Annotated in this window: 26 protein-coding genes; 12 read left to right on the forward strand and 14 right to left on the reverse strand. The window is 61.9% G+C overall.

The features are described 5' to 3' along the window. Nucleotides 1–67: 67 nt before the first annotated feature. The 4 genes from VM94_RS15475 to VM94_RS15490 all read right to left on the reverse strand — a co-directional run bounded on the left by VM94_RS15475 (nt 68) and on the right by VM94_RS15490 (nt 1,773). The gene (locus VM94_RS15475) at nt 68–685 is read right to left on the reverse strand and encodes a chemotaxis protein CheW (RefSeq protein ID WP_313902983.1); all 618 of its coding nucleotides are present in this window, start codon (nt 683–685) and stop codon (nt 68–70) included. Nucleotides 686–711: 26 nt separating this feature from the next. Continuing rightward, nucleotides 712–1,077 carry a response regulator gene (locus tag VM94_RS15480; protein WP_034780235.1) on the reverse strand — a complete coding sequence of 122 codons (366 nt, stop codon included), beginning with the start codon at nt 1,075–1,077 and terminating at the stop codon, nt 712–714. 34 nt (nt 1,078–1,111) lie between these two features. After that, the gene (locus VM94_RS15485; RefSeq protein ID WP_046684219.1) at nt 1,112–1,534 is read right to left on the reverse strand and encodes a response regulator; all 423 of its coding nucleotides are present in this window, start codon (nt 1,532–1,534) and stop codon (nt 1,112–1,114) included. A gap of 86 nt (nt 1,535–1,620) precedes the next feature. Further along, nucleotides 1,621–1,773 carry a rubredoxin gene (locus VM94_RS15490; RefSeq protein ID WP_038488910.1) on the reverse strand — a complete coding sequence of 51 codons (153 nt, stop codon included), beginning with the start codon at nt 1,771–1,773 and terminating at the stop codon, nt 1,621–1,623. Nucleotides 1,774–1,869: 96 nt separating this feature from the next. On the opposite strand from VM94_RS15490, the gene thiD reads away from it, so the two are divergent. Both thiD and hemL read left to right on the forward strand, forming a co-directional pair. Continuing rightward, nucleotides 1,870–2,727, forward strand: coding sequence for a bifunctional hydroxymethylpyrimidine kinase/phosphomethylpyrimidine kinase (thiD, locus tag VM94_RS15495; RefSeq protein ID WP_046684220.1), 858 nt, complete (start codon nt 1,870–1,872; stop codon nt 2,725–2,727). A 59-nt stretch (nt 2,728–2,786) separates the two neighbouring features. Then, on the forward strand, nt 2,787–4,076 hold the full coding sequence (gene hemL / locus VM94_RS15500) for a glutamate-1-semialdehyde 2,1-aminomutase (protein ID WP_046684221.1): 1,290 nt from the start codon (nt 2,787–2,789) through the stop codon (nt 4,074–4,076). 5 nt (nt 4,077–4,081) lie between these two features. On the opposite strand, the gene VM94_RS15505 is transcribed toward hemL, so the two are convergent. From VM94_RS15505 to mpl, 9 genes are all read right to left on the reverse strand, one after another. After that, complete coding sequence (locus VM94_RS15505; RefSeq protein ID WP_046684222.1) at nt 4,082–4,798, reverse strand: HAD family hydrolase; 717 nt, start codon at nt 4,796–4,798, stop codon at nt 4,082–4,084. Between the two features lie 267 nt (nt 4,799–5,065). Beyond that, entirely contained in the window at nt 5,066–6,031 is a 966-nt protein-coding gene (gene corA / locus VM94_RS15510; RefSeq protein ID WP_034746658.1) for a magnesium/cobalt transporter CorA, read from the reverse strand. Between the two features lie 222 nt (nt 6,032–6,253). Next, entirely contained in the window at nt 6,254–6,985 is a 732-nt protein-coding gene (mtgA, locus tag VM94_RS15515) for a monofunctional biosynthetic peptidoglycan transglycosylase (RefSeq protein WP_046684223.1), read from the reverse strand. Further along, the gene (gene aroE, locus VM94_RS15520) at nt 6,982–7,809 is read right to left on the reverse strand and encodes a shikimate dehydrogenase (protein WP_046684224.1); all 828 of its coding nucleotides are present in this window, start codon (nt 7,807–7,809) and stop codon (nt 6,982–6,984) included. The genes mtgA and aroE overlap by 4 nt, the downstream gene beginning before the upstream one ends. A gap of 11 nt (nt 7,810–7,820) precedes the next feature. Next, nucleotides 7,821–8,678 (reverse strand): energy transducer TonB family protein, encoded by an 858-nt coding sequence (locus VM94_RS15525; protein ID WP_034746649.1) that lies wholly within the window; start codon nt 8,676–8,678, stop codon nt 7,821–7,823. 137 nt (nt 8,679–8,815) lie between these two features. Beyond that, nucleotides 8,816–10,903 carry a ribonuclease catalytic domain-containing protein gene (locus VM94_RS15530; RefSeq protein ID WP_046684225.1) on the reverse strand — a complete coding sequence of 696 codons (2,088 nt, stop codon included), beginning with the start codon at nt 10,901–10,903 and terminating at the stop codon, nt 8,816–8,818. 2 nt (nt 10,904–10,905) lie between these two features. Continuing rightward, entirely contained in the window at nt 10,906–11,520 is a 615-nt protein-coding gene (locus VM94_RS15535; RefSeq protein WP_046684226.1) for a chorismate--pyruvate lyase family protein, read from the reverse strand. Further along, the gene (locus VM94_RS15540) at nt 11,517–12,101 is read right to left on the reverse strand and encodes a YqiA/YcfP family alpha/beta fold hydrolase (protein WP_046684227.1); all 585 of its coding nucleotides are present in this window, start codon (nt 12,099–12,101) and stop codon (nt 11,517–11,519) included. Before VM94_RS15540 ends, VM94_RS15535 begins: the two co-directional genes overlap by 4 nt. After that, nucleotides 12,098–13,462, reverse strand: coding sequence for a UDP-N-acetylmuramate:L-alanyl-gamma-D-glutamyl-meso-diaminopimelate ligase (mpl, locus tag VM94_RS15545; RefSeq protein ID WP_082127730.1), 1,365 nt, complete (start codon nt 13,460–13,462; stop codon nt 12,098–12,100). The genes VM94_RS15540 and mpl overlap by 4 nt, the downstream gene beginning before the upstream one ends. 114 nt (nt 13,463–13,576) lie before the next feature. Between mpl and VM94_RS15550 the strand changes: the two genes are divergently transcribed. From VM94_RS15550 to VM94_RS15585, 8 genes are all read left to right on the forward strand, one after another. Then, on the forward strand, nt 13,577–14,215 hold the full coding sequence (locus VM94_RS15550; RefSeq protein WP_046684229.1) for a hypothetical protein: 639 nt from the start codon (nt 13,577–13,579) through the stop codon (nt 14,213–14,215). A 19-nt stretch (nt 14,216–14,234) separates the two neighbouring features. Beyond that, the gene (locus tag VM94_RS15555) at nt 14,235–14,789 is read left to right on the forward strand and encodes a TlpA family protein disulfide reductase (RefSeq protein WP_046684230.1); all 555 of its coding nucleotides are present in this window, start codon (nt 14,235–14,237) and stop codon (nt 14,787–14,789) included. Nucleotides 14,790–14,871: 82 nt separating this feature from the next. Then, on the forward strand, nt 14,872–15,309 hold the full coding sequence (gene aroQ, locus VM94_RS15560) for a type II 3-dehydroquinate dehydratase (RefSeq protein WP_034746628.1): 438 nt from the start codon (nt 14,872–14,874) through the stop codon (nt 15,307–15,309). Nucleotides 15,310–15,400: 91 nt separating this feature from the next. Continuing rightward, entirely contained in the window at nt 15,401–15,865 is a 465-nt protein-coding gene (gene accB / locus VM94_RS15565) for an acetyl-CoA carboxylase biotin carboxyl carrier protein (protein WP_046684231.1), read from the forward strand. A 101-nt stretch (nt 15,866–15,966) separates the two neighbouring features. Next, complete coding sequence (gene accC / locus VM94_RS15570; protein WP_034746622.1) at nt 15,967–17,382, forward strand: acetyl-CoA carboxylase biotin carboxylase subunit; 1,416 nt, start codon at nt 15,967–15,969, stop codon at nt 17,380–17,382. Further along, entirely contained in the window at nt 17,379–18,323 is a 945-nt protein-coding gene (gene prmA / locus VM94_RS15575) for a 50S ribosomal protein L11 methyltransferase (RefSeq protein ID WP_046684232.1), read from the forward strand. Before accC ends, prmA begins: the two co-directional genes overlap by 4 nt. An 8-nt stretch (nt 18,324–18,331) precedes the next feature. Next, a complete protein-coding gene (locus VM94_RS15580; RefSeq protein ID WP_046684233.1) occupies nt 18,332–19,573 on the forward strand; it encodes a DUF3426 domain-containing protein in 1,242 nt (413 codons plus the stop codon). A gap of 11 nt (nt 19,574–19,584) precedes the next feature. Then, on the forward strand, nt 19,585–20,523 hold the full coding sequence (locus VM94_RS15585) for a carbohydrate kinase family protein (RefSeq protein WP_046684234.1): 939 nt from the start codon (nt 19,585–19,587) through the stop codon (nt 20,521–20,523). Between the two features lie 114 nt (nt 20,524–20,637). Here the strand turns inward: VM94_RS15585 and VM94_RS15590 are convergent, their stop codons facing one another. Then, on the reverse strand, nt 20,638–21,171 hold the full coding sequence (locus tag VM94_RS15590; protein ID WP_034746613.1) for a YggT family protein: 534 nt from the start codon (nt 21,169–21,171) through the stop codon (nt 20,638–20,640). 253 nt (nt 21,172–21,424) lie between these two features. On the opposite strand from VM94_RS15590, the gene VM94_RS28540 reads away from it, so the two are divergent. Both VM94_RS28540 and VM94_RS28545 read left to right on the forward strand, forming a co-directional pair. Continuing rightward, the gene (locus VM94_RS28540; protein ID WP_046684236.1) at nt 21,425–21,757 is read left to right on the forward strand and encodes a hypothetical protein; all 333 of its coding nucleotides are present in this window, start codon (nt 21,425–21,427) and stop codon (nt 21,755–21,757) included. Further along, the gene (locus tag VM94_RS28545) at nt 21,742–22,548 is read left to right on the forward strand and encodes a hypothetical protein (RefSeq protein ID WP_160309298.1); all 807 of its coding nucleotides are present in this window, start codon (nt 21,742–21,744) and stop codon (nt 22,546–22,548) included. The genes VM94_RS28540 and VM94_RS28545 overlap by 16 nt, the downstream gene beginning before the upstream one ends. Nucleotides 22,549–23,324 lie beyond the last annotated feature (776 nt).

Genomic DNA, 23,324 nt, shown 5'->3' on the forward strand with positions numbered 1-23,324 from the left:
GCCGGCTCCAAGGGCGCGTGCTCCGCTTCGGGCATGCCGGCCGCCAGGATGGGGGAATTGGCGCCCATCAGCACATATCCTTGTGGACGGCAAGGCCGCCAAAGCCGGCGTCGAGGAAGCGTTCCGATTGCGCCAGCTGGGCCAGGTCCAGGCGCAGCCACTGCTGCCCTTCACTGTCGCGCAGCGTTTGCGCCGCCCACGATGGGAGCACACCCTGCGCCGCATCCTGAACGGGTACGGATTGCATCGCGCGCAGCTGGCGCAAGCCCAGTACGCGCTCGACCAGCAGGGCGCAATTGAGGCCCAGGCGGGGAGAAAAGGTGATGATGCGGCAGTGATTGCCGGGCGCGCAGGCCGGTCCACCCATGTAGCGGGCCAGGTCGACGACTCCCGTCAGACGTCCGCGCATGGCCGCCAGGCCCAGGTACCAGTCCTGCGCCAGCGGCACGCCCTGTATCTGCACACCGGAGGCAATGACGATTTCACCGAGCTGCGTCAGGTCGAGCAGGCACGCCCGGCCGCCGAGCATCACGCCCAGTTCCTTGCGCGCGGCCAGCGCGCCGCTGCGCGCAGCCTGTATCCGCTCGATCAATTGCAGCTGATACTGGCGCAAGCGCCCCTGCCGCGCGCCCGTCTCGAAAGATGGCATGGCGGCAGCGGCTGGCGCAAAGGCCGCTGTGGACACGCCGTGACCTGGCATCGTGTGCATTCTCAGGAAATCGCGGCGATCTTGGCCAGCAGCTCGGCTTCGACCACCGGCTTGACCAGGTAATCGCGCGCGCCCTGGCGCAAGCCCCAGATGCGGTCCGTTTCCTGGCTCTTGCTCGAGCAGATAATCACGGGCACGTCCTGCAGTTCGGGATCGCGGGCGATGGCGCGCGTGATCTGGAAGCCATTCGCACCGGGCATCACCACGTCCATCAGGATCAGATCGGGCCTGGCCTGCTTCAGCTGCGCCAATGCGTCGGCGCCGTCCTGCGCCGTGAGAACGGCGTAACCGGCACGCACCAGCATCTCGCTCAGGTAGTAGCGTTCTGTCGGCGAGTCATCGACGATCAGAATTGTGTGTATGGCCATCTGCTTCCTTGCTGCGTTGTAATCAATAAACCACTTACTCAAAATGCCCGGCCAGGTGCAGCCGCACGGCTTCCAGCAGCGCCTCGTTCGCCAGCGGCTTGACCAGGCAGGCGCTGGCGCCAGCCATAGCGCCGCGCGCACGGTCGAACAAGCCTTCCTTCGACGACAGCATCAGCACCGGCGTGGCGTGATACGCGGCGCTGGCCTTGATCAGCGCACACGTGCGGTAACCATCCAGGCGCGGCATCACGATGTCGCACACGATCAGCGCCGGCTGGCAGTCGGCGATCTTGGCCAGGGCCTCGAAGCCGTTTTCCGCCACCACCACGCGGTAACCGGCTTCGCGCAAGACCTTCTCGGCCGCGCTGCGTATCGTCGCACTGTCGTCGATGACGAGTATCGTCACGCCCTCGCAGGCGCCATCGGACGATACCGCGGGCAGGAAAGGACGCGTCATGTGATTATTCGATAATCTTTCATACCATAGCACAGGCGTGCCGCCATTTCATGGGCGGCAGCGGCGTGCTTGCGCATCATGCTTGATTAAATGGCCACCATCTCGAAATCATCCTTGCGCGCGCCGCATTCAGGGCAGGTCCAGTTCATCGGCACATCGGCCCAACGCGTGCCGGGAGCGATGTCTTCGTCGGGCAGGCCGGCCGCTTCATCATAAACCCAGCCGCAAATAAGACACATCCACGTTTGGAATTGCTGCGTTGTTTCGTTGCTACTCACGTTCTGCCACCCTTCAATCAAGTAAAATGCTGAATTAGGTATCTTAATCTACCCGCCGTGCAAAACCAAACTTCTCCCCTCATATTAAGCTTCGGCGTGTCCGATCCGGTCGGCGCGATCGGTATCCAGGCCGACCTGGCCACTTTTTCAGCCTTCGGCTGCCATGGCTTGTCCGTCACCACGGGCCTCTTGATCAGCGATACGGCCCGCGTGGAAGACGTGCAGGCGGTCGACCCGGACTGGGTTTCCGACCAGGCGCGCGTGCTGCTGGAAGACATGTCCGTCGCCGCCATCAAGATCGGCGCGCTGGGCAGCGTGGAAAACGTCACGGCCATCGCCGAAATCGTCTCCGACTATCCGGACGTGCCGCTGATCCTCGATCCCTTCATTTCGGCGCTGCCGGAACAGGGCATGGACGACGAAGACATCCTCACGGCCGTGCGCCAGCTCCTGATTCCGCAAACGACCCTGCTGGTGCTCTCGCCGGTGGAACTGGAGCGCCTGGCCGAGACCTGGCGCGACGCCGACCCGGACGACACCCTGCAAAACGACGTCGACTACCTGGTGGCGCTGGGCTGCGAATACGTGCTCGTCACCGGCATGCCGGCCGACGCCAGCAAGTCCGGCACGGCCGAAGGCAAGTTGCGCGCCAATACCCTGTTCGGCGAGGACGGCGTGGTGCGCCACGACGTATGGCAGCACCTGCCCGGCATCTTCAACGGCGCCGGCAGCACCCTGTCGGCCGCCGCCACCGCTCTGCTGGCCCTGGCGGAAAACGAAGACGATGTGCCGCAGGTGGTCGTGGCGGCGCAGGAATTCACGGCCGGCGCGCTGGCGCACGCGCGGCGCCACGGCATGGGCAAGCTGGTGCCGAACCGGCTGTTCCGGCAGCAGCCCCAGCGCGGCGCCCAATAATTCTGTAGTAGACCAGACAGACGACACAGACAACGATCCACTTTCAAGGCACGATTATCATGACGACGACTTCACAGAACGACATCCTGTTTGCCCGCGCACAAAAAACCACGCCAGGCGGCGTCAATTCGCCCGTGCGCGCCTTCCGCTCCGTGGGCGGCACGCCGCGCTTCATCACGCGTGCCGAAGGCCCGTATTTCTGGGATGCGGACGGCAAGCGCTATATCGACTATATCGGTTCCTGGGGCCCGGCCATCGTCGGCCACGCCCATCCGGAAGTGGTGAAAGCCGTGCAGGATGCGGCTGCGCTGGGCCTGTCGTTCGGCGCGCCAACGGAAGGCGAAGTGCTGATGGCCGAGGAAATCACGCGCCTGGTGCCGTCGATCGAGCAGGTGCGCCTGGTCTCTTCGGGCACGGAAGCGACCATGAGCGCCCTGCGCCTGGCGCGCGGCGCCACGGGACGCGACAAGATCGTCAAGTTCGAAGGCTGCTACCACGGCCACGCCGATTCGCTGCTGGTGAAAGCGGGCAGCGGCCTGCTCACCTTCGGCAACCCGACGTCGGCCGGCGTGCCGGAAGACTTCGTGAAACACACCCTGGTGCTCGACTATAACAACGTGGAACAGCTGAAGGACGCCTTCGACAGCTTCGGCGCGGACATCGCCTGCGTCATCGTCGAACCGGTGGCAGGCAATATGAACCTGGTGAAAGCGACGCCGGAATTCCTGCAGGCGATGCGCGAACTGTGCACGCAGCACGGCGCCCTGCTCATTTTCGATGAAGTCATGTGCGGCTTGCGCGTGGCCCTGGGCGGCGCGCAGGCGCTGTACGGCATCAAGCCGGACCTCACGGCGCTGGGCAAGGTGATCGGCGGCGGCATGCCGGTGGCGGCCTTTGGCGGCAGCGCGGCGCTGATGCACAACATGGCGCCGCTGGGCGCCGTCTACCAGGCCGGCACTTTGTCGGGCAACCCGGTCGCCGTGGCGGCCGGCATGGCCACCTTGAAACTGATCCAGCAGCCGGGCTTCTACGAGCAGCTGGGCGCCACGGCCAAGCGCCTGGCCGAAGGTTTGACAAGCGCGGCAAAGGAAGCGGGCGTGGTCTTCTGCGCCGACTACATCGGCGGCATGTTCGGCATTTATTTCAGCGAAACGCCGCCGACCAGCTACGCGGAAATGATGGCCGGCGACCGCAGCAAGTTTAACGCCTTCTTCCACGCCATGCTGGACGAAGGCGTGTACTTCGCGCCCGCCGCCTTCGAAGCGGGCTTCGTCTCGGCGCAGCACGATGATGCCGTCATCGACGCCACCATCGCCGCCGCGCGCAAGGTGTTTGCCGCCCTCGCCTAAGCGTTTTATACGGTTGCGGTGTCCATCACCGCGGCCACCAGCGCCGGCAGGCTGGCCATGTCGTTGAACACGACATGCGCGCCGGCCGCCTTCAGGCGCGCTTCCTGGCCGGCGGCGATATGTCCGCCGCCGATGAATCCCAATACCGTCATGCCCGCCGCCACGGCCGCCGTCACGCCCGTGACGCTGTCTTCCAGCACCAGGCACTGGCTTGGCGGCACGCCAAAGGCGGCAGCCGCCGCCAGGTAGACGCCCGGGTGCGGCTTGGCATGGCCCACCAGGTCCGGCGTGAACACGCGCTTGTCGAACAGCGGCGCCATGCCGGTGCGCTCGAGCGCCGACAGCACGCGTGCGCTGACGCTGTTCGACGCGACGGCCTTGGGCAGCGGAATGGCGGCCAGCGCCTGCGCCACGCCGGGCACGGCGCGCAATTGCGCATCGCAGGCCGCATCGACGGCATTGCCGATGGCCATGATCTCGTCGGCCGGCAATTGCGGCAAACCCAGTTCCTTGTAAATATCCTGCATCAGCGGCACCAGGCGCTGGCCCAGGCGCGGCTCGATCAAGCCTTGCAGGGTGACGCCCTCGGGCAGGTTCGGCAGGCGCGGCCCCAGCAACTCCAGCAGCGCTTGCAGGGCCACGGCTTCACTGTCGATCAGCACGCCATCGCAGTCGCTGATCAGATGGGTAAAGCGCGGTGGGGTGGTGGCGGTATCAGGCATGGACTCTCCAGAAGACAACGGTGACGGGAAATGCGGCGGCCAGCCGGCCAAGGCCGGCATTGTAACGATCATAGGTGGAACAGGCGGACGCTACCACGCAGAAAACGTCTGAATGACGATACTTTTCTGCACAGCAGCCGGCAGGCATGAATCAGCAAATATACAATACCAATTAAATACCACGCAATACCAGTGATTATCGCCGATTTTTGAATTTGCTGCGCTCGTCCTGAAACCGGAGCGCGCGAGCGCCCCGGCGACAAGCGCTTATTTCAGCCAGCCGCGGTGGCGGAAGTACAGGAAGGGCGCGATGGCGCTGGTGATCATCAAGCCCCAGGCCCATGGATAGCCGAACGACCATTCCAGTTCCGGCATTAGCTTGAAGTTCATGCCGTACACGCTGGCGATCAGGGTCGGCGGCAGGAAGGCCACGCTGGCCACCGAGAAGATCTTGATGATCTTGTTCTGGTTGATGTTGATGAAACCGACGGTGGCATCCATCAGGAAGTTGATCTTATCGAACAGGAAAGAGGTGTGGCCATCGAGCGATTCGATGTCGCGCAAAATCTGCCGCGCTTCCTCGAACTGCTCGGAATTCAATAAGCGGCCGCGCATCAGAAAGCTCACGGCGCGGCGCGTATCCATCATGTTGCGGCGGATACGGCCATTCAAATCTTCCTCGTGGGCAATCGCATTCAGCGCTTCAGCCGCGTGCGCATCGGTAAATTCCTTTTGCAGCACGCGCGTGCTGACTTCTTCCAGGTTCTGGTAGATGCCTTCGAGCACATCGGCCGAATATTCGGCATCGGTGGCGTACAGGTCGAGCAGCACGTCCATGTAGTCGGCAATCGAGCCGGGCCGCGAACGGGCGCGCATGCGCACCAGGCGGAACACGGGCAAGTCGTCCGTATGCATGGAAAACAAAATCTTGCGGGCCAGGATGAAAGCCACGGTGATGACGCGCGACGGGCCATCGTCCTCTTCGCGCAAGAAATCCGTGCGCAGGTGCAAGTCGCCGTTTTCCGCTTCGTAATAGCGGGCTGACGCTTCAATATCCTTGACTTCGTCTTCGCCCGGCAGCGTGACGTTGTAGATGGCCTTGACCCAGGCCCGTTCATCATCGGTAGGGTCGGTCAGGTCGACCCATACCGGTTCGGCGTTTTCGAGGTCTGCGCGGCTGTCGATCGGCACTTGGTTGAGCCGGCCATTCTGTAATACAAAGACATTGATCATGCGCGCTCTCAGCCGGATGTGGGGTTATCGTGATGTGCTGGCGCTGGCGCCAAAAATGAAAACAGCGCAAGTGTACCCGCAAAGGCCTTTTCACGACCACCCCCGGCACCGCTTTTTCACGGAAAAAGTGCGGCGTTGCACCAACCGGGGTCGATTAAGATGCTGCGTCGCAATAGTGCTAATCAGGCAGCTTTGATTTTATGCAAAGAAAGCCCGCTGCCATCAAGGCAATTCGGCCGCCCCCATGCGGCGCAGGATGACGCCCGTGCGCCGGTTCAGGTAGCCCGTATCGCGGTGACGGTCGTAAAAGCGGGGATTCGGCAGCATCACGGCCAGTTTCGCCGCCTGTCCCGCGCTCAGGCCCGCCGCGCTGACCCTGTAATAGTGGCGCGCTGCCGCTTCGGCGCCAAAGGTGCCCGTGCCAAACTCCACCACGTTCAGATAAATCTCGAAAATGCGCTCTTTTTCCATCAGGTTTTCCAGCATGTACGTGATGATCAGTTCCTGGCCCTTGCGCACATAGCTGCGCGAACCGGACAGGAACAGATTCTTCGCCAGTTGCTGCGTGATGGTGGAGCCACCGGCCACGACCTTCTGCTTCTTGCTGTTTTTTTCATACGCCTTTTGCAAGGCTTCCCAGTCCACGCCTTCGTGCTCGGAGAAATTCGCGTCTTCCGAGGCGATGATGGCCCGTTTCAGATTATTCGAGATGCGGTTGTACGGCACCCACGTCTGCTTGATGGTGGCATTAGGATTCTTGTCCTGCAAGACAGACAACTGTTCGCGCATAAAAGCCGTGCTGGACGGATTATGGTCGACCCACCACCAGATTTGCAGGAAGAAATACAGTTGCACGACGATAAAGGCCAGCACGGGCACGATGAACAGCCACTTGATCCAGCCGTAGCGGCTGCCACGGCCGGTCTTGCGCTGGCCCTTCTTGCCGGCGCTCACAGGGCACTGCGCAGCTGCGCCAGCAAGTCCTGCGTCTGCGGCCGCACGCCGCGCCACACGTAAAACGCTTCGGCCGCCTGCTCCACCAGCATGCCCAGGCCGTCGCGCACCTGCGCGCCATGCTGGGCGGCAAAGTCCATGAAGACGGTAGGCTGAGCGCCGTACATCATGTCCAGCGCCAGGGTGTGGCTGCCGAAGATACCGGGCGGCACGGGCGGCAAGTCGCCCACCAGGCTGGCCGAGGTGGCATTGATGACGATATCGAAGACGCCATCGGGCTGCGTGAAACCGCCGGCGCGCAGCTGAGCGGGGTGCGCCAGCGCAGCGGCAAACTGCGCCACCAGCGCCTCGGCCGTGGCCACGGTGCGGTTGGCAATGAAGATTTCCTGCGGTCCCTGTTCCAGCAAGGGCAGCACGACGCCGCGCGCGGCGCCGCCCGCGCCCAGCAGCAGGACGCGCTTGCCGGCGACACTCACGCCCGCGTTGCGCACGATGTCGGCCACCAGGCCCGCGCCATCGGTATTGTCGCCAAGAATGGTGTCGCCATCGAAACGCAAGGTGTTGACGGCGCCGGCCGCCTGCGCGCGCGGCGTCAGCTCGGTCGCCAGCGCGCACGCGTCCAGTTTGAAGGGCACCGTCACGTTCGCGCCCTTGCCGCCCTCGGCAGCAAACGTGCGGGCCGCCAGCGCAAAGCCGTCGAGCGGCGCCAGCCGGCGATCGTAGACGATGGGCTCGCCCGTCTGCAGGGCAAACGCGGCGTGGATCAATGGGGACTTGCTGTGGGCGATGGGATTGCCGAAGACACAATATTGATCAGGATTCATTGCTTGCTTGTTCAATTGCTGCCGCCAGTCAGGTTAGCTTCCATTTTTTCTTCGCGCGTAAATTTGAAGCGGGTGATGACGACCCACAAGTCATCCTTGTCACTCGACAACATATTCGGTGGGAAACGGCCGAACGGCGCCGCGCGGCGCACGATGGCCAGGGCCGCCGCATCCAGTGCCGGATTGCCCGAGCTTTTTTCCACGCGGGCGCCACCTTCCTTCTGGTAAATCGTGCCGTCCTGGAAGATGGGGATATAGACGACCAGTTCGCCATACATCTTGCGGCCATTTTTTTGCGGGAAATTCAGAGTGCCGATTTCCTCGATGCGCTTTTGCAAGGTCTTGTAATACATGGCATAGCCGACCTCTTGCGTGCTGGGCGTAATGAACGTCTTGCGTGGACGCTTGTTCTGGTCTTCCACGGTCTGGCTGATCTCGGCCGCCATGCGGGCGATGGCCTTGCTGCTTTCCATCAAGTCCGAACCGGTGGCCAGGGGATTGGGCTTGTCCTTTTCCGTGACGGGCGCGGCGCTGTAAGGCGTCGGCCTGGCCGCCTGCGTCAGCAGTTCCTGCTGCTTTTGCTCCAGTTCGGCAATGCGGCGGGCGCTGGCCTTGACGCTGTCGCCCTCTTCCACCTTGCGCATGTCAGGCAAGGGCGACTTGGCGCGGCCCTTGTCGGCTTGCCCACCGCCATCGAGGTTGGCTTGCGCCAGGGCGTCGGCCTTCAGCGGCTTGTTCGCATGCTTGGCGTTGACCAGGATCACTTCCAGGCCGGGATCGGTGGCCACGGCCCGCTGCGGGGCCGGGGCGACAAAATGCATCGCCAGCAAGGCGCCGTGCGCCAGCAGCGATACCGCCACGGCGATCATGAGGAAACGATTCTCTCGGAAAGACTTCACGCGCAACCTAGTTCCTTACAACACAAGATACAAGATGGCTGAATTCTACGTCAAAGGGCGGCGCCGGCAACAGTTTTCAGCACCGCCTTTGTGGCGTGACGACGGCCTTATTTGACCTCGGGTTCGCTGACCACGTCTTCGCTGGCCAGTTCCGCCACTTCCGCATCGGCGTCGCTGACCTGGTTCGCCGCTTCCGGCGATGGCTCGGCCGCCACGTCGCCTTCTTCCGCGCCTGCGTCGCCCGCCTCTTCCTCGTAGTCCAGCTCGGCATCGGCCGCCGCATCGGGTACGGCGGCGATTTCCAGCAAGCGTGCTTCGATGCTCAGGTCAACTTCATCCCAGCGCAGCAAGTCCAGTTTCACCTGGGCGCCGCGCGCCACCGATGGCATGCCCGGCAACTTGATGACCAGCGGAATGTCGACCAGGCGCAGGATTTCGTCTTTCAGCACGACGGCGTCGACCTGGCGCGCGTTTTCCTGGTGCAGCCAGCGCAAGCACCAATAGCGTTCCATGTTCGACTGGAAATCGCCATACGCGGCATACGCGGCATCGAACGCCGAAACGATGGCGAACAGATTCGCGTCGCGCGGCTTGAACGGGGCCACCAGCGGCGCCGTCACGCCATGCTCGGCGCAGGCGATGATTTGCCACTGGTTCACCAGGTCCGTGTAGCGGCGCAGGGGCGAGGTGCTCCACGCATATTGGTCCACGCCCAGGCCCTGGTGCGGCGCCGCATGGGTCACCATGCGCACCTGCATCTTTGCCGCCCAGCTATTGCCGCTGCCGCCGCCCTGGCTGCGGTAGATGCCGGGCACGCCATGGTCGTGCAGCATCTTGCCCCAGGTACTGTTGGCAAAAATCATCAATTCGGCGACGATCTTGTCGAGCGGCGCGCCACGCTTGCGGCGCGCCACGGTGACGATGTCGTTTTCCACATAGAAGTTGAAATCGACGCGGTTATTCTGTTCCGGCTTCAGGCCAAACGCTTCGCGCTTCTTCATGCGGCCCTGTTCCAGCTGCTGCGCCCATTGCCACAGCACGGCAAAATCGGCCTTGTGCGGGTACTCGCCTTCGCCGCTGGCCAGGGTTTCCTCGTTGACCAGGTCATCGAGCTGGTTATGGCGCAAGTTGCTGGCAATCGGCACCAGCTCGGCGCGCGTCTGCGTGCTGACCACGGCCCAGTCGGCTTTCGGGTCCAAGGTCGCGTACAGCGACAGGGCCGGGCACGTCGTGCCTTCCGCCAGGGTAAACGCGTTGACGATTTCGTCCGGCAGCATGGTGATCTTGTCGCCCGGCATGTAGACGGTCGACATGCGCTGGCGCGCCATCTTGTCGATCACGTCTTCCGGGCGGATGCCCAGGCCCGGCGCGGCGATGTGGATACCCACTTTCACGGTGCCATCGGGCAAGGGCTGCACGGAGAAGGCATCGTCGATCTCGGTCGTGGTCACGTCGTCGATCGAGAAGGCGGCCACGTCGGCCAGCGGCAGCTTGGCCGTGACGGAAGGCACGGGCACGCTCGGGAAGCCGGCGCCTTTCGGGAAATTTTCGAACAGGAATTTCGACAGGTGCAAGTCTTTCGGTGAAGCAATACCACCGACGGCCAGCATCAGGCGCGGCGGCGTCGTGTGCAACTCCGTGCAGGCCGCTTCCAGCGCCTTGTATTCGATGGTGTTCTTGTCCGGCTTGAACAACAGTTGCAGCACCATGGGTTGCATCGAGGCGGGCAAGCGGTTCTGTTTCAGCTCTTCCACATAGCCTGCCTGCACCAATGCCTGTTGCTTTTTCTTTTCGATGCCGGCCAGGGCCGCCTTCAAGGATGCTTCCGGCGCCGCCTTGTAGCGGCCACGGCCCTTCTTGTAGAAATACACGGGCGCCGAATGCAGGGCCAGGATCAGGCCGGCCGCTTCCGGCGGCAACGGTGCGTGGCCGAAATACTCGGCGCCCAGCTCGGCAAAGCCGAACTCGTCTTCGCCCGCCACTTCCCACAGGAAATCGAGGTCGATCTCGGCGGCAACGGCCTTGGCCTGTTCCAGCAGCTCGGCCGGGGCCGGCTTTTCATACTGCAGCAGCACGTCCTTGACCTTGACCTTGGTGCGCTTGCCGCTGGCCATTTCGACCTGGTACGCTTCACCCGCTTGCGACAGGACCGTGCCGACCTTGAAATCGCCGGATTCTTCAAAAAATAGATTCATTGTTATGCTTTGTTTATTAATGTGTCGGTTGCAACGGTGCGAGTGACGGGCGTCAACTCCAGCACCGCCGGCAAAAATACTTCAGTTACCAGCAGCAATCCCTGGTGACGCTGATACAGGCAGCGGCGGGCAAAAAACAGCGCCTGCCCGTCGGCGCGCCGCCCTTCCCGCGCCAGCGCCGCCTGCGCCCGCTGCACCAGCGGGTGCCCGGCGCGCAAGCGGGCAAATTCCAGTTCGCCGCGGCGCACCATGCGGTCGCCAAACAGGGTCGTGCCCAGCGAACGCTCGCCCAGCGCGGAAAACAAGGGCCAGTCCGTGGCCGTCGCCTGCATGGGCACGACGGTGTGGCCAAACACGGCCGGTCTGTCATCACAACGCAACAGCACTTCACGTTCCCACACGCGGCCCGCGCGGTGCAAACCGATGATGGCAGCCTCGTCGCTCAAGCAACGTGCCGTTTCCTGGTGCAAGCATTGCACGCGAAATGCCCGGCTATGCGCTTTCAGCTTGGCCGTCAGCGAACCGCCGCCCGTGAGCCAGTGGCGCAAGGCCGGCGGCGCATTGACGGCATTTACGTGCGCATGCCATTGCGCCTGCCGCAGCGAACCCGGCCTCACTGGGCAGCGTCCGCATCGATGCCGCAAAAGGCCAGCACGGGCGCCACATAATCGGCAAATTCGCTGATGCCATGGTCGCTGCCGTCGATGACCAACTGCCGCGCCCCCTGATAATGCGCCACCATGTCGCGGTAGTCGAGCACTTCATCGCCGGTGGCGGCAATCAGGAAATAGCGTTGTGGCTCAGTAATTTTCTCTACGGCAAACGTGCGCAACTCATCGATGTAGTCGCGCTTGAACTCGAACGGCTTGTCCGAATGGAATTCCGTCGTCACGCCCACATGCTGTTCCAGGTCGATCAGGGGCACGATGGCAGGATTGAGCAATACGGCGCGGCAACCGAGCTGCTCGGCCAGCCAGGTGGCGTAATAGCCGCCCAGCGAGGAGCCGATTATCGTCAGCTCGGCCGGCGCCACATCCTTGACCAGCGACAGGGCCAGTGCTATGGCCAGCTTGGGCGAAGCCGGCAATTGCGGGCACAGCCACTGTGCTTCGCGGCCCAGCGCCTGCATCTGCGCGGCCAGCAGGCGCGACTTCATCGACAGGGGCGACGAGCGAAATCCATGCAGGTACAGAATCATCGGCCCAGGGCCTCCAGCAATTTCTGGTGCACGCCGCCAAAGCCGCCGTTGCTCATGACCACGATCTGGTCGCCGGGGCGGGCGCTGGCCGCCACGGCCGCCACCAGGGTATCGATGTCTTCGTAGGCGCTGGCAATCTTGCCCAGCGGCGCCAGCGCGTCGCCCAGGCTCCAGCCCAGCGCTTGCTGGCTGCCGAAACCGAAGACCAGGTCCGCATCCTTGAGGCTGCCCGGCAGCGCATCTTTCATGGCGCCCAGCTTCATCGTGTTCGAACGCGGTTCCAGCACGGCCAGGATACGGCCGGTACTGCCTATCTTCTGGCGCAGGCCGCCCACGGTGGTGGCTATGGCTGTCGGGTGGTGCGCGAAATCGTCGTACACGGTAATGTCGTTGACGACGCCGCGCACTTCCATCCGGCGCTTGACGCTCTCGAAACTGGCCAGCGAGGCGCACGCCTGGGCTATCGGTACGCCCACGTGGCGCGCGGCGGCGATAGCCGCCAGCGCATTGCTACGGTTGTGCTTGCCCGTCAGGGCCCACGCCACGTGGCCTTCCTGCTTGCCATTGAAGAACACGTCGAAGCTGCCATCGGCCTGCTCTTGCAGTTGCCAGTTGGCATCTTGACCAAAACTTTCCTTTTCGCTCCAGCAACCGCGCGCCAGCACGCGCTGCAGCGATGCTTCGTCGCCGTTGAACACGAGGCGGCCAATGCCGGGCACGGTGCGCACCAGGTGGTGGAATTGCGTCTCGATCGCGTGCAGATCGGGGAAGATGTCGGCGTGATCATATTCCAGGTTATTCATGATGGCCGTCTTCGCGTGGTAATGCACGAATTTGCTGCGCTTGTCGAAGAAGGCCGTGTCATATTCGTCCGCTTCGATGACGAAGAAGTCGGAATCGGCGCTCTTGCCGCTGAGGCGGGCGGAAATGCCAAAGTTCATCGGCACGCCGCCGATCAGGAAGCCCGGCGCGTAGCCCGCATCTTCAAGTATCCAGGCCAGCATGGCTGATGTTGTCGTCTTGCCATGCGTGCCGGCCACGGCCAGCACCCATTTGTTGCGCAAGATGTGTTCGCCGATCCACTGCGGGCCGGACACATACGGCAGGCTGCGGTTGAGGATTTCTTCCACCAACGGGTTGCCGCGCGAGACCACATTGCCAATCACATACAAATCCGGATTCAGCTTGGTTTGTTCCGGATCGAAGCCTTGGATCAGTTCGATTCCCTGCGATTCCAGCTGGGTGCTCATCGGCGGATACACGTTGGCATCGCAACCGGTAACTTTATGGCCGGCTTCCTTGGCCAGGACAGCCAGGCCGCCCATGAAGGTACCGCAAATGCCGAGAATATGAATATGCATGTGATCAGTGCGAAAGGTGCACGCTTAAGTAAGAAGACGGTGAGATAAAAAACAGCAAGTGCAGGATTTTACCTGACGCCATGACTTTTTCCGCTTCGGAGTATCATCTCGCTCATGACGAACGATGCATTTGACGATAGCGCGCAGTTGCGCCTGGAAATCGCCGCCGCTGCCGCGCGCCTCGTGGCGCAGGATGGCGCCGATTATGGCAGCGCCAAGCGCAAGGCGGCGCGGCAAGTCCTCGGCGACGCGCCGAACCGGCCCAATATCCTGCCCGACAACGACATGATCGAGGAGCAGGTGCGGCAATACAATGCCCTGTTCCTGGCCGACAGCCAGCCGGCACGGCTGTTTCAGCTGCGTACGATCGCGCTGCAGGTGATGGAAGCGTTGCAACAATTTCATCCCTTGCTCAGCGGTCCCGTGCTCAATGGCACGGCCGGTCCGCACGACGAGATCTATTTGCAGCTGTTTGCCGAGAGCGCCAAGGAAATCCACATCTTCCTGCTGAATAAAAATGTCGTGCTCGACATGTCGGAAAGCCCGCATTTCAAGGGGGCGCGTTATGATGCGGTCGAGACCGCCAGTTTCTTGTGGAAAAACGAAGGCGTGCACGCGGCCATGTATGAACTCGACGATATGCGCGGTGCGCTGAAAGCCAAGGCGGACGGCAAGGTGCTGCGCACCGATATTGCCGGGCTGCGCAGCCTGCTGGCCGCCAGCCTCGCCGATGGCGCGCCGGCTGCCGACTAACATTGATATAGATAAAGTTATGACAAAAAAGAATTGGATCGCCTGCGCCATCGTGGCGCTGATGTTTGGCGGCATGGGCGCTTACGTCGGTTTGAGCAAGGAAAAAGCCAAAGCAGCGGGTCCGCTGACGAGCACCATCGCGCCGGGCGCGACGGGTCCCGTCAACGAGCTGTATGCGCTGTCGCTGCCGGACGCGGCCGGCGCCACGCAAGCCTTGTCGCAATGGAAAGGCAAGAATGTGCTCGTCAATTTCTGGGCGCCGTGGTGCCCGCCTTGCGTAGAAGAAATGCCGGAGTTATCCGAAGTGCAAGGCCACTATGCGGCGAAAAACCTGCAGGTGATCGGCATCGGCATCGATTCGGCCAGCAATATTGCCACCTTTGCCAGCAAGTTCAAGATCGCCTATCCCGTGTATGTCTCCGGCATGAGCGGTACCGACCTGTCGCGCCATTTTGGCAATGCCACGGGCGGTTTGCCCTTTACGGTGCTGATCGGCGCCGATGGCGAAGTCAAAAAGACCTATCTGGGCCGCTTGAAATTTGATCAGTTGCGCGCCGATCTGGATAAATTGTAAATTCGGAGCGTGCTTTTTTCTCTTGCCAATGCGTATCTTTGGCGGCAAAATGCGGAACTTTCGCTAAAACGGTCTTCCATACATGGCAAAAAACCTCCTTCTGCTCAACGGTCCCAACCTGAATTTGCTGGGAACGCGCGAGCCTGAGGTCTACGGCGCCAGCACCTTGGCCGATATCGAGCAGGCAGCAATGGCGCAAGCCATGGCGGCCGGCGCCGACCTGGTCTGCTTTCAAAGCAACCACGAAGGCGCGCTGATCGACCGCATCCATGCCGCGCGAGCGGAAGGGATCGATGCCATCGTCATCAATCCGGGCGGCCTGACCCATACCAGCGTTGCCTTGCGCGATGCGCTGGCCGGGGTCGCCATCCCGTTCGTGGAAGTCCATATCTCGAATATTTATCAACGCGAGACGTTTCGACATCACTCATTTCTCAGCGCGATCGCGCAGGGGACGATCTGCGGGCTGGGTATCGATGGATATCGGTTTGCCATCGACTTTGCGCTTAAAAAACGTTAATCTACGCGATCTGCACGCATTTAGCGCGGCGATAGGTTCTTGGACATCACCGCATCACTCAAAAAACAAACTACATTCCTAGGGGTTTTACATGGATCTACGAAAACTCAAGACCTTGATCGACCTGGTCGCCGAATCGGATATCGCAGAGCTGGAAGTTACCGAAGGCGAAAGCAAGGTTCGCATCGTCAAATCGTCGGCCATGCCGCAAAACCAGATGGTCATGATGCAGCCGCAAGGCATGCAAGCCCAATACCAGCCAGCCGCGCCAGCCGCCGCTCCCGCTGCGGCGGCCGCCGTCGTGGTCGCCGCCGAGCCAACGGGCTATGTGGTCAAGTCGCCGATGGTCGGTACCTTCTACCGCTCGTCCGCTCCTGGCAGCGCCGCCTATGTTGAAGTGGGCTCGACAGTCAAGGAAGGTGATACCCTGTGCATCATCGAAGCGATGAAGCTCCTGAATGAAATCGACTCCGACAAAGCCGGTGTCGTGACCCAGATCCTGGTCGAAAACGGCCAACCGGTCGAATTCGGTCAACCCTTGTTTGTGATCGGCTAAAACCCAGTCCACACGGCCGGCAACGGCCGTTTGCAGTTTTAGCCCCTCACACTTGTTGTTTCGCCGGCTCGCCGGCTCTCACAGACATACGCGAACCTACCATGTTTGAAAAAATCCTGATTGCCAACCGTGGTGAAATTGCCCTCCGTATTCAGCGCGCCTGCCGCGAAATGGGCATTAAAACGGTTGTAGTCCACTCCGAAGCCGACAAGGACGCGAAATACGTCAAGCTGGCCGACGAATCCGTTTGTATCGGTCCGGCACAGTCGTCCCTGAGCTACCTGAACATGCCCGCCATCATCAGCGCCGCTGAGGTGACGGATGCGCAAGCGATTCACCCTGGCTATGGCTTCCTGTCGGAAAATGCCGACTTTGCCGAACGCGTCGAGAAATCGGGCTTCGTCTTCATCGGCCCCCGCTCCGAATCGATCCGTTTGATGGGCGATAAAGTATCGGCCAAGCAAACCATGATCAAGGCTGGCGTACCGTGCGTCCCCGGCTCGGAAGGCGCGTTGCCCGACGATCCGAAAGCGATCGTGCAAATTGCCCGCAAGATCGGCTACCCGGTCATCATCAAGGCCGCCGGCGGCGGTGGCGGACGCGGCATGCGCGTGGTGCACACGGAAGCGGCCCTGATCAACGCCGTGGCGATGACTAAGACGGAAGCCGGCACGGCTTTCGGCAACCCTGAAGTGTATATGGAGAAGTACCTGGAAAATCCGCGCCACGTGGAAATCCAGATCCTCGCCGACGAACACAAGAACGCCGTCTGGCTGGGCGAGCGCGACTGCTCCATGCAGCGCCGCCACCAGAAAGTGATCGAAGAAGCACCAGCGCCGGGCATCCCGCGCAAGCTGATCGAGAAAATTGGCGACCGTTGCGCCGAAGCTTGCCGCAAGATCGGCTACCGCGGCGCCGGCACGTTTGAGTTCCTGTACGAAAACGGCGAGTTCTATTTCATTGAAATGAATACCCGCGTGCAGGTGGAACATCCGGTCACCGAGATGATCACCGGCATCGACATCGTGCAAGAACAGATCCGCATCGCCGCCGGTGAAAAACTGCGTTTCCGCCAGCGCGACGTCTTGCTGTCGGGCCACGCCATCGAGTGCCGCATCAATGCCGAAGACCCATTCAAGTTCACGCCATCGCCAGGCAAGATCGTGTCGTGGCATGCACCGGGCGGCCCTGGCATCCGCGTCGACTCGCACGCGTATGCCGGCTACTACGTGCCACCGCACTACGACTCGATGATCGGCAAAGTGATCGCTTACGGCGCCACGCGCGAGCAAGCGATCCGCCGCATGCAGATCGCCCTGTCCGAAATGGTGGTCGAAGGCATCAACACGAATATCGCCCTGCACCGCGAACTGATGATCGACGCGCGCTTCATCGAAGGCGGCACCAACATTCACTATCTGGAACAGAAGCTGGCCGACATGCCGGACTTGGGCAAGAACCTGAATGGCGGCAGCCCCAGCATCGCCAAGAAATCCGAAATCAAGGCGGGCGCATGAGCTGGACGGAAATCGTCATCGAAATCGCCCGTGACAACGCCGAGGCCATGTCCGACGCGTTGATGGAAGCGGGCGCCCTGTCGGTGTCGGTGGAAGACGCCGATGAAGGCACGGATGCCGAGCAGCCCCTGTTTGGCGAACCCGGCATGGAACCGAAGGAAGCGGCGTGGGAACGCAGCCGCGTGGTGGCGCTGACCGACGTCGACGCCGACCAGGCAGCCATCGTGGCCGCCGCGGCCCAGGCTGTCGGCATGAAGGAAGTGCCCGCCTTTACCATGCGTCCTGTGGAAGAGCAGGACTGGGTGCGCCTGACGCAATCGCAATTCGCACCGATTCACATCGGCAAGAATATCTGGGTTGTGCCCAGCTGGCACGAGGCACCGGACCCAGACGGCCTGATCCTGGAACTGGACCCTGGCCTCGCCTTCGGCACGGGCAGCCATCCGACCACGCGTTTGTGCATGGAGTGGCTGGAAGCGAACCCCGCTCCAAGCAAGACCGTGCTCGACTACGGTTGCGGTTCCGGCATCCTGGCCATGGTGGCCAAGAAACTCGGTGCGCAAACGGTGGCCGGCGTCGACATCGACCCGCAAGCGATCGAATCGGCGCGCGACAATGCCGAACGCAACCAATGCGACATCGAATATTTCTTGCCAGACACGTTTGCCACCTCGGCACACGCCACGGCCAAGTTTGACATCGTCGTCGCCAACATCCTGTCGAGCCCATTGAAGCTGATGGCGCCGATGCTGTCCGGCCGCGTCGCCGATGGCGGCGCCCTGATCCTGTCCGGCGTGCTGGCACGCCAGGCGGAAGAAGTAGCCGCTGCCTACGCGCCGTTCATCGAGCTGGGTGTGTGGGCCGAGCAAGACGGCTGGGTGGCGCTGCATGGCCGCCTGGGCAGCACGCAAGCGCCTGCGCCCCGCGCGGAAGGTGCATAAGCACAGCAATGGCCCTCGCCACCAAATGCCCCCATTGCAACACGATATTTCGGGTCGCTGCTGACCAATTGAAGTTACGTGGGGGCATCGTGCGCTGTGGCACGTGCAGGGAAGTGTTTGACGGCAATGCCGCGCTGGTCGATCCAGCCGCGGCATCGCCGTTTTTAACATCCGGCCCCGGCACTGCCGCCCCACTGCCGGCCAGTTATCCTGCCGACAACAGCCTGCCGTCCGCCACGGACGACGAACCCATCTATTCCCTCGACTTCGACACCTCGTTCGACCCGTTCGGCATCTTGCCGGAAACGGCGCAGCTCAAGGACGACGAAGACGATGGCGAGCGCATCGAGCTGGACCTCGACGTCAGCCTGCCTGCAGAGGCGCCGGCCGCCGCACCACTCGACGTACCGCTCGATATATCTGAAGCTGAAGAAACACCGGCAGAGCTGCCCGAACCACCGTTGCCCCAGCCGATGGCGCCTTTCAAGCGCCGCCAGGTCGATGACGCACCCGCCTTCGCCACGTATTTGCGCGATAGCCGCCGCGAACCGAATCTGGAAGCCGCAGCAACCCCGATCACCCCAGCAGACAAGGTCAGCCTGGACAAGCCAGCGCCCGCGCGCCGGGAACCGACGCTGACTGACCACTCGTTCGAAGCGCTGCCCGCCGCCGCCGTTGCGACAGCGCCCGCCGAAGCTCGGGAAGAACCCGCCCTGCCGCCAGCCGACGACGAGCCAGCCTTCGTCACCCAGGGCCGGCGCCGCGAACAGAGCAGCAAGGCTTTGCGCGTGGCCATGGCCGCCGGCTCGGCAGTGCTGCTTTTGCTACTATTCCTGCAAGTGATGACCACCTTCCGCAATCCGCTGGCGGCGCAATTTCCGCAGTGGAAGCCGACCCTGGTCGCGCTGTGCAAGCTCAGCGGCTGCCAGGTCGACTTGCCGGCGCAGATCGAGGCGCTGGCCATCGAGCAAGGCGAATTGCAAACCATCAAGGACCACACCTTTTCCTACGTCTCGCTGCTGCGCAACCAGAGCCGCAGCGTGCAGGCCTGGCCCAGCATCGAACTGGTCCTCAACGACGCCAACGACAAGCCCGTCTTGCGCCGCGTGATCGCGCCGCGCGACTACCTGCCAGCCAATATCGACGTGAGCAAGGGCTTTGCGCCGCGCTCGGAACAAACCATCAAACTGTATTTTGCATTAGACCAGCTTACGGCGTCTGGCTACCATATCGCCATCTTCTACCCTTAACCGACACTATCATGACCAAAACATCGCTGATCTGCGGCTCGCTTGCCACCGACACCATCATGCAATTCCCCGGCCGCTTCGGCGAATCGCTGCTGGCCGACCAGTTGCACAAGGTAAACGTGTCCTTCCTCGTGCCCACCATGCGCACGGAGTTCGGCGGCTGCTCGGGCAATATCGCCTACAGCCTGAAAATGCTGGGCGGCGACCCGCGCATCGTCGGCGTCATGGGGCAAGATAGCGCCGCCTACCTGGAGCGCCTGCAAAAGCTGGGCATTTCCACCGCCAACATCCTGATCAAGGCCGACAGCTACAACGCGCAGTGCTTCGTCACGGCCGACGCGGACAATAACCAGATCAACGCCTTTCACCCGGGCGCCATGTCGTTTGCGCATGAAAACCCGATCGCCAATGCAGGCCCGGCCAAGGTCGCCATCATTTCGCCGGACGGCGACCAAGGCATGCTCAAGCACGCCGCCGACTTGGCCGAGCTGGGCATCCCCTTCATGTTCGACCCGGGCCAGCAGTTGCCACGTTTCGATGGCGAACAGTTGATCGACTTCATTAACAAAGCCACGTATGTGTCGGCCAACGATTATGAGATGGAAATGTTGATGGAACGCACGGGCTTGACCCTGCCGGACATCGCCAGCCGCCTGGAGGCGCTGATCGTCACGCGTGGCGAAAAAGGGTCGGAAATCTATACGGACGGCAAGCGCATCGACATTCCTGTCGTGACCGCCAAGGAAGTGCTGGACCCGACCGGCTGCGGCGACGCCTACCGTGCCGGCTTGCTGTTCGGCATCACCAACGACCTGGGCTGGGAAACCAGCGGCCGCCTGGCCAGCCTGCTGGGCGCCATCAAGATCGCCACCCAGGGTGCGCAGAACCACGTGTTTACGCCAGAGAGCATCGCCGACCAGTTCGAAGCGGCGTTCGGTTACCGCTATTAATATGTAGGTCGTAGGTCGGATTAGCGTGGCGAGGCCGCGCGTAATCCGACAACATCGTTGGCATGGCAAGTACTGATGTCGGGTTACGCTACGCTAACCCGACCTACGCCACCATCATCGCACCACAATAATCATCCCCACCAGCACCTGCGCGATCTGCAGCAGGATCAGCGCGACCAGCAACGACAAATCCAGGCTGCCGATCAGCGGCACGACCTTGCGGATCGGACGCAGCAGCGGCTCGTTCAGGGCCCGTACGAACGGCGCCAGCGGCGCATGCGGGTTGACCCAGCTGAAGATGGCTTCGATGATCAGCAAGGCCATGAAACCGTAGAGTATCCATTGCAGGAAGCGTTGCAGCGACTTGAGCAGCACCACTTCGACGGGATAGCCGGAAATAAACAGCACCGAGCTGGCCAGCAGCACGATCAGGAAGGCGCCGATCAGACTGGCCCAGTCATACCCGCCCACGCCCGGCACCACGCGGCGCAGGGGGCGCACCAGCCAGTCGGACAATTGAAACGTGAATTGCGCCACCGACGAGGGCGGCCGCACGCGCACCGCCTGCATCCAGAAGCGCAGCAGCAACACGCCGCCCAGCAAGGTAGCGATGGTATCAACGATCAATGTAAGGATAACGATCAGCACGACTAATTCTCCAAAAAAAAACCGCTGTGTGATTGAGTCACACAGCGGCGTGTTGCCTCATCCAGGCACCCGTATCGTTGAAATTACGATGGGCGGGTGCTGGTTGGGAATGGCCAGGCTGCAGCCGGTGCCAACACGGTTTTTGCTACAGGTGCGATAGGTGCCGATGGTTTGGCGACAGGAGCTGCCTTCTTCGGCGCGGCCTTTTTAGGCGCGGCCTTCTTGGCGGCTGGCTTGGCGGCCACGGCGGCTGGTGCCGCTGGAGCTGCTGCCGGCGCTGCTGCTGGTGCGGCTGCCACGACTGGCGCTGCGGCTGGCTTGGCGGCAGGTTTCGCTGCTACCTTGGCTGCTGGCTTGGCTGCAGCTTTTGCTGCTGGCTTCGCTGCTACCTTGGCAGCTGGCTTGGCTGCAGGTTTTGCTGCGACCTTGGCGGCAGGTTTCGCTGCTGGCTTGGCTGCCGCTTTTGCTGCTGGCTTCGCTGCTACCTTGGCTGCTGGCTTCGCTGCCGCTTTTGCTGCCGGCTTCGCTGCTGCCTTGGCCGCTGGCTTCGCTGCCGCCTTGGCCGCTGGCTTGGCTGCCGCCTTAGTTGCTGGCTTGGCTGCTACCTTGGCTGCTGGCTTGGCTGCCGCTTTTGCGGCTGGCTTCGCTGCTGCCTTGGCGGCTGGCTTCGCTGCAGCTTTTGCTGCCGGCTTGGCTGCCGCCTTGGCGACGACTTTTTTCGCTGCTGGCTTGGCTGCTGCTTTGGCGGCCGGTTTCGCTGCTGCCTTGGCTGCAGGTTTCGCTGCGGCTTTTTTCACTGCTGGCTTGGCTGCAGCTTTTGCTGCTGGCTTAGCTGCTGCTTTGGCGGCCGGCTTGGCTGCTGGTTTTGCTGCGGCTTTTTTAGCTGCTGGCTTGACTGCTGCCTTGGCGGCCGGTTTCGCTGCTGCCTTGGCTGCAGGTTTCGCTGCGGCTTTTTTCACTGCTGGCTTGGCTGCTGCCTTGGCCGCTGGTTTCGCTGCGGCTTTTGCCGCTGGCTTGGCGGCCGGTTTGGCTGCGGCTTTTTTCGCGACAGGCTTGGCTGCTGCCTTGGCGGCAGGTTTCGCTGCGGCTTTCGCTGCCGGCTTGGCGGCCGGCTTGGCGGCCGGTTTCGCTGCTGCCTTGGCCGCTGGTTTCGCTGCGGCTTTCGCTACTGGCTTGGCAGCCACTTTTGCTGCAGGCTTGGCTGCGGCTTTGGCGGCTGGTTTCGCTGCTGGTTTCGCTGCGGCTTTGGCAGCTGGTTTAGCGGCAACCGTCTTCGCTGCGGCTGCCGGCTTCTTCGCGGCAGGAGCAGCCTTGGCGGCTGGTTTCTTTACTTCTGATTTCTTAGCGGCTGTTGCCATTTGTCTCTCCTTCATCTGAGATGAGAAATTTAAGCTACAAGATTTAAACCCGTCCGACCCACCACAGGGATAGGCCAGGCGAATTATTCATCGGCGCAAACGGTCGTTTGCGCTAATGAATTCGGCACCAGCTGAACTGCTGCAACTCCTCACGTTTGCAGCACTTCAGCCATCGTCGGTGCCACCCTGCTTTATCTCGCAGCTGGTGGCAAAGTCTGAATTCGGTCATTCGTTTTCGATGCCGTGCGTTTTTTCGCTCCTCGCATCGCGCTCGCCACAACACCGATGCGTCAAATAAAAAACCGCCATGCCTGAAAAAATTCGGGCACGGCGGCAGACGAAAACGGTGTGGTTTTGTGCATATCCGTGTAAATCTGTATCCCTGTTTTGCGAGGTTTTTTCGCTACCGCGCTGGTTAAAAAACCCCGCATTCTAACGCTCGCATTTGCAATCTCATAAAGTACACGAAAACCTTGTCAATGCGCAACCGGCACGACACGTTTTCGCCCGCTTTTTTGCACGATACGCGTGCTATCGCACAATCGCGCGGCAAATGCCGCCGCCAGCGTGTCCGGAAATGATTTTTTGGGTTCGTGATACGGCCATTCGCGGGATCCGAAAATCCTGGCGCAAGCGTCGTCGCATGGCCCGATGATGCACGCATTTTCCGACGCCATGCCCGCGAAAAAAAAGCGCCGTCACGATGACGGCGCTTCTTGGTGTTGACTGAAAAAGGATTACTCCCAGTTCAGCGCACCACCCGTTTGATACTCGGTCACGCGCGTCTCGAAGAAG

The sequence above is a fragment of the Janthinobacterium sp. KBS0711 genome (genome assembly GCF_000988085.1).
GTDB classification, from domain to species: Bacteria; Pseudomonadota; Gammaproteobacteria; order Burkholderiales; family Burkholderiaceae_D; genus Janthinobacterium; species Janthinobacterium lividum_E.